2 protein-coding genes and 2 pseudogenes are annotated in these 3951 nt (G+C 63.7%); 3 read left to right on the forward strand and 1 reads right to left on the reverse strand.

The window, feature by feature from the left end; all coding sequences use genetic code 11:
• Positions 1-459: pseudogene (locus tag G3N97_RS37255) on the forward strand (MFS transporter); the annotation flags it as partial.
• 154 nt (positions 460-613) lie between these two features.
• On the opposite strand, the gene G3N97_RS37260 reads toward G3N97_RS37255, so the two are convergent.
• Positions 614-1759: a branched-chain amino acid ABC transporter substrate-binding protein gene (locus G3N97_RS37260; protein WP_205997763.1), complete on the reverse strand. Its 1146-nt coding sequence runs from the start codon at positions 1757-1759 to the stop codon at positions 614-616.
• Between the two features lie 755 nt (positions 1760-2514).
• On the opposite strand from G3N97_RS37260, the gene G3N97_RS37265 reads away from it, so the two are divergent.
• Both G3N97_RS37265 and G3N97_RS37270 read left to right on the forward strand, forming a co-directional pair.
• Positions 2515-3213: a dienelactone hydrolase family protein gene (locus tag G3N97_RS37265; RefSeq protein ID WP_065061945.1), complete on the forward strand. Its 699-nt coding sequence runs from the start codon at positions 2515-2517 to the stop codon at positions 3211-3213.
• 198 nt (positions 3214-3411) lie between these two features.
• Positions 3412-3951: pseudogene (locus G3N97_RS37270) on the forward strand (amidase); the annotation flags it as partial.

Consider the following 3951-nt stretch of genomic DNA (forward strand, 5'->3'; position numbering starts at 1 on the left):
GACGTCGTGCTCTCGACGCCCGCGCTCGCGAGCGCCGCCTACGCCGCGTTCTCGGGCGGCATGGCCGTGGCGCGCTTCGCCGGCGACGCCGTGCGCGCGCGCTTCGGCGCACCGCAGCTCGTGATGGTGAGCGCGTCGCTCGCCTGCGCGGGGATGATCGGCGCGCTGTTGCTGCCGTTCTCGTTCACCGCGCTCACGGGTTTCACGCTGATGGGTCTCGGCCTCGCGAACATGATGCCGGTGCTGTTCGCGGCGGCCGCGCGCGTGAAGGGCATCCACGCGGCCGAAGGGCTCGCGCACGTTGCGGGCATCGCGTACTTCGGGCTGCTGTTCGGGCCGGTGGTGATCGGCGGCATCACGCAGGTAACGAATCTCACCGTGGGCCTGTCGGTGGTCGCGCTGTGCGCCGCGCTGGTGGCGTTCGCCGCGCCGAAGGTGCTGCGGCGTCTGGGGATTTGAGCGAGACGCCTCGCAGCGCCGCTCCATCCGGCAGCATTGGGCAACGCCCAAACAAAAAGCCCGCGAGTCGAAAGACCCGCGGGCTTTTTTCATCGATGACGATGAACGGCACGTCACGCCGCGCCGCCCGAAGGCCGCGCCGCGCATGTCGCTCTTACATCTTCACCACGTCGAGCAGCGACTTCTTGCCCGACTTGTAGTTGTACAGCGAGATCACGCCGTGCTTGAGGTCGCCCTTCGAGTCGAAGGTCGTCTCGCCGATCACGCCCTTGTAGTCCGTCGTCGGCATTTCGGCGAGGATCTTGGCCGGATCCGTCGAGTTGGCGCGCTTCATCGCGTCGACGATGATGTACACCGCGTCATACGTGAACGGCGCGTAGATCTGGATCGGCTGGCCGAAGCGCTTCTCGTACTTTGCTTCGAACTCCTTGCCAAGCGGCATCTTCTCGAGCGCCATACCGGCTTCCGAGCAGACGATATTGTCGGTCGCGTCGCCGGCCAGGTCCGAGAGCTTGTCGGTACAGACGCCGTCGCCGGCCAGCACCTTCGCGCGCAGGCCGAGCTGCTTGGCTTGCTTGGCGAACGGGCCGCCGGTGGCGTCCATGCCGCCGTACATGATCGCGTCGGGGTTTTCGCCCTTGATCTTCGTGAGAATCGCGCGGAAGTCCACGGCCTTGTCGTTCGTCGCGTCATGCGACAGCACGTTCATGCCGAGCGCCTTGGCGGTCTTCTCGAATTCGTTCGCGAGACCCTGGCCATACGCCGTCGAGTCGTCGACGATCGCAACGCTCTTGACCTTCAGCGTCTTCGACGCGAAGTTCGCGAGTGCCGGACCTTGTTGCGCGTCCGTCGCCACCACGCGATACGTGGTCTTGAAGCCCTGTTGCGTGTACGCCGGATTCGTTGCCGACGGCGAGATCTGCACGATGCCTGCATCGCTATAGATCTTCGAAGCCGGAATCGACGTGCCCGAGTTCAGGTGACCCACGACCGCCACGACCTTGTCGTCGACGAGCTTCTGGGCGACCTGCGTGGCCGTACGCGGGTCAGCCGCGTCGTCCTGCGCGTCGAGTGCGAGCGTGACCTTCTGGCCGCCGATCGTCAGACCCTTCGCGTTGATCTCTTCGACTGCGAGACGCGCGCCGTTTTCGTTGTCTTTGCCCAGGTGAGCGATACCGCCCGTCAACGGCGCAACGTGGCCAATCTTGACCGTGACGTCGGCGCTCGCCGCCGTTGCAAACGACGCGAACAGCATGGCTGCTGCGCTGATCGGCAACAGCTTGTGAAGCTTGATATTCATGTAAGTCTCCAGTTTCGAACCCAAAAGCAACGTAATCGCCCTGTGCCCCCGCGCCCCGAACGTGTCGCTCCCCGTCGGACGACCACGCAGGATGCATCCTTGATGCACCTGGCCAGTATGGTTTCGAATGCCGTTTGTGACAGCGTTCGCGCACCATACTTGCGCGCAAGTGTAGGTGATCAAATTAATTTGGGGGACTTTTTTCAGATATCGGGGCGAGTACCAATAGGCTTTCACCCGAGCCCCGCGCGAAACCCGCCAGAGGCCCGCCGCGCCTTGCTCCGCAAGGCTTCAATAAGACGTTTGCAATCCTTCGGAAAGCTAAATCCAGGGTGCTCCCGAATATTTTTTGAGATTTTTGGCGAGTTAGGCGCGGGGGTTTTTTTACTGCTTGACGGCAATGGATTTTCACGCTGGATCAACAGCCAACGTTTGCGCATTTTCATCGCGCCGGAATTGAGTTCGGATTCCTCGATAACTGTGCGGCTTTAAAGTCAGCTCTCGTTTAATTCATGACGCGCATATGACATGTGCAATCCCCGATTCACTCGCTGCACTCCGATCATCGGCGCAGCGGATTCAGGTTGTTCGCGCACGCATCGACGCGTGCGAACAGCACGCTTCGAATAAACAAAAACATTACGATCCGCTTGCGAGTACGACGCACGCTGCAGGCAGGGCGACGCCTATGGCAAACTGGCTCCCCGTTTGACCGGCCCAGGCCGCACACCCCATTCGCGAAGAAGGAGAGCAACGTGAGCGTAACGACTCGATGGATCGACATTCCCGCCGGCAAGGACAGTTTCGGCGCCTATCTCGCCCTGCCCAAAGGCGGCAAGGGTCCTGGCATCGTCATCATCCAGGAGATCTTCGGCGTGAACGGCCATATCCGTGACGTGGTCGAGCAATATGCGCTCGACGGTTACGTCGCGATCGCGCCGGACATCTTCTGGCGCAGCGCCCCGCGCGTCGAACTCGAATACACGGGCGCCGACCGCGACCGCGGCATCGAACTGATGAAAGCCACCGACTTCAACCTCGTCGTGCAGGACATCGCGGCGACCGCCGACACGCTGCGCAAGCTGCCCGAGTGCACGGGCAAGGTCGCGGCCATCGGCTACTGCCTCGGCGGCCGTCTCGCCTACATGGCGGCGGGCAGCGGTTCGGTCGACGCGGCGGTCTCGTACTACGGCGGCGGCATTCACACGCAGCTCGATCTCGCCGACAAGATCAAGCAGCCGATCCTGTTCCACTACGGCGAACTCGATCATGGCATTCCGCTCGATCAGGTCGGCCAGGTGAAGGAGCGCTTCGCGGGCCGCGACAACGCCGACGTCTATATCTACCCGGGCGCCGATCACGGCTTCAACTGCTCGGTGCGCGCGTCGTACAACCAGAACGCGTCGGTGCTCGCGCACGGCCGCACGCTGAGCTTCCTCGCCGAGCATCTCTAAGCAGGCGTCCGGAATCACACCGGTCGAGGCGATCATGGCGATCGCGCCGGTTAAGTCGATCGCCTGACAACGGCCATTGCGGCAGAATCGCTGCAATGGCCGTTTTGTTTTTGGGCGATGCATTCGCCCGCCCAGCCGCGAGACGAGTCTGAAACTCGCCGCGGCATTCACTCACGACGCCAACAGGGAGCGCGCGCCTTGCAGTCCGACTATCTGGAATACGACGCCATCGGCCTCGCCGAACTCGTGCAGCGCCGCGACGTGAGTCCGCGCGAGTTGCTCGACACCGCCATCGCGCGCGCCGAAGCGGCCAATCCCGCGATCAACGCGATCGTGCTCAAGGATTACGACAGCGCACGCAAACGCGCCCAGCACATCGCGCCCGACGGCGACGGCTTCGAGACGCTCGCGCAAGGTCCGCTCGCGGGCGTGCCCTTTCTCGTCAAGGATCTGGGCGCGGCCGTCGCCGGTTTGCGCATGACGCTCGGCAGCCGTCACTATCGTCATTACATTCCCACCGTCGATGCGCCCGTGGTCCAGCGCATTCGCGCGGCGGGCCTGAACATCTTCGGCAAGACCAGCGCGCCGGAACTCGGGCAGATGCCGTACACCGAGCCCGAGCTGTTCGGCCCGTGCCGCAATCCGTGGAATCTCGATCACACGCCCGGCGGTTCGAGCGGCGGCGCGGCGGCGGCGGTCGCGGCCGGCATCGTGCGCTCGCGCACGCGTCGGACGGCG

This window comes from Paraburkholderia sp. Ac-20347 (assembly GCF_017104805.1).
GTDB lineage: Bacteria > Pseudomonadota > Gammaproteobacteria > Burkholderiales > Burkholderiaceae > Paraburkholderia > Paraburkholderia tropica.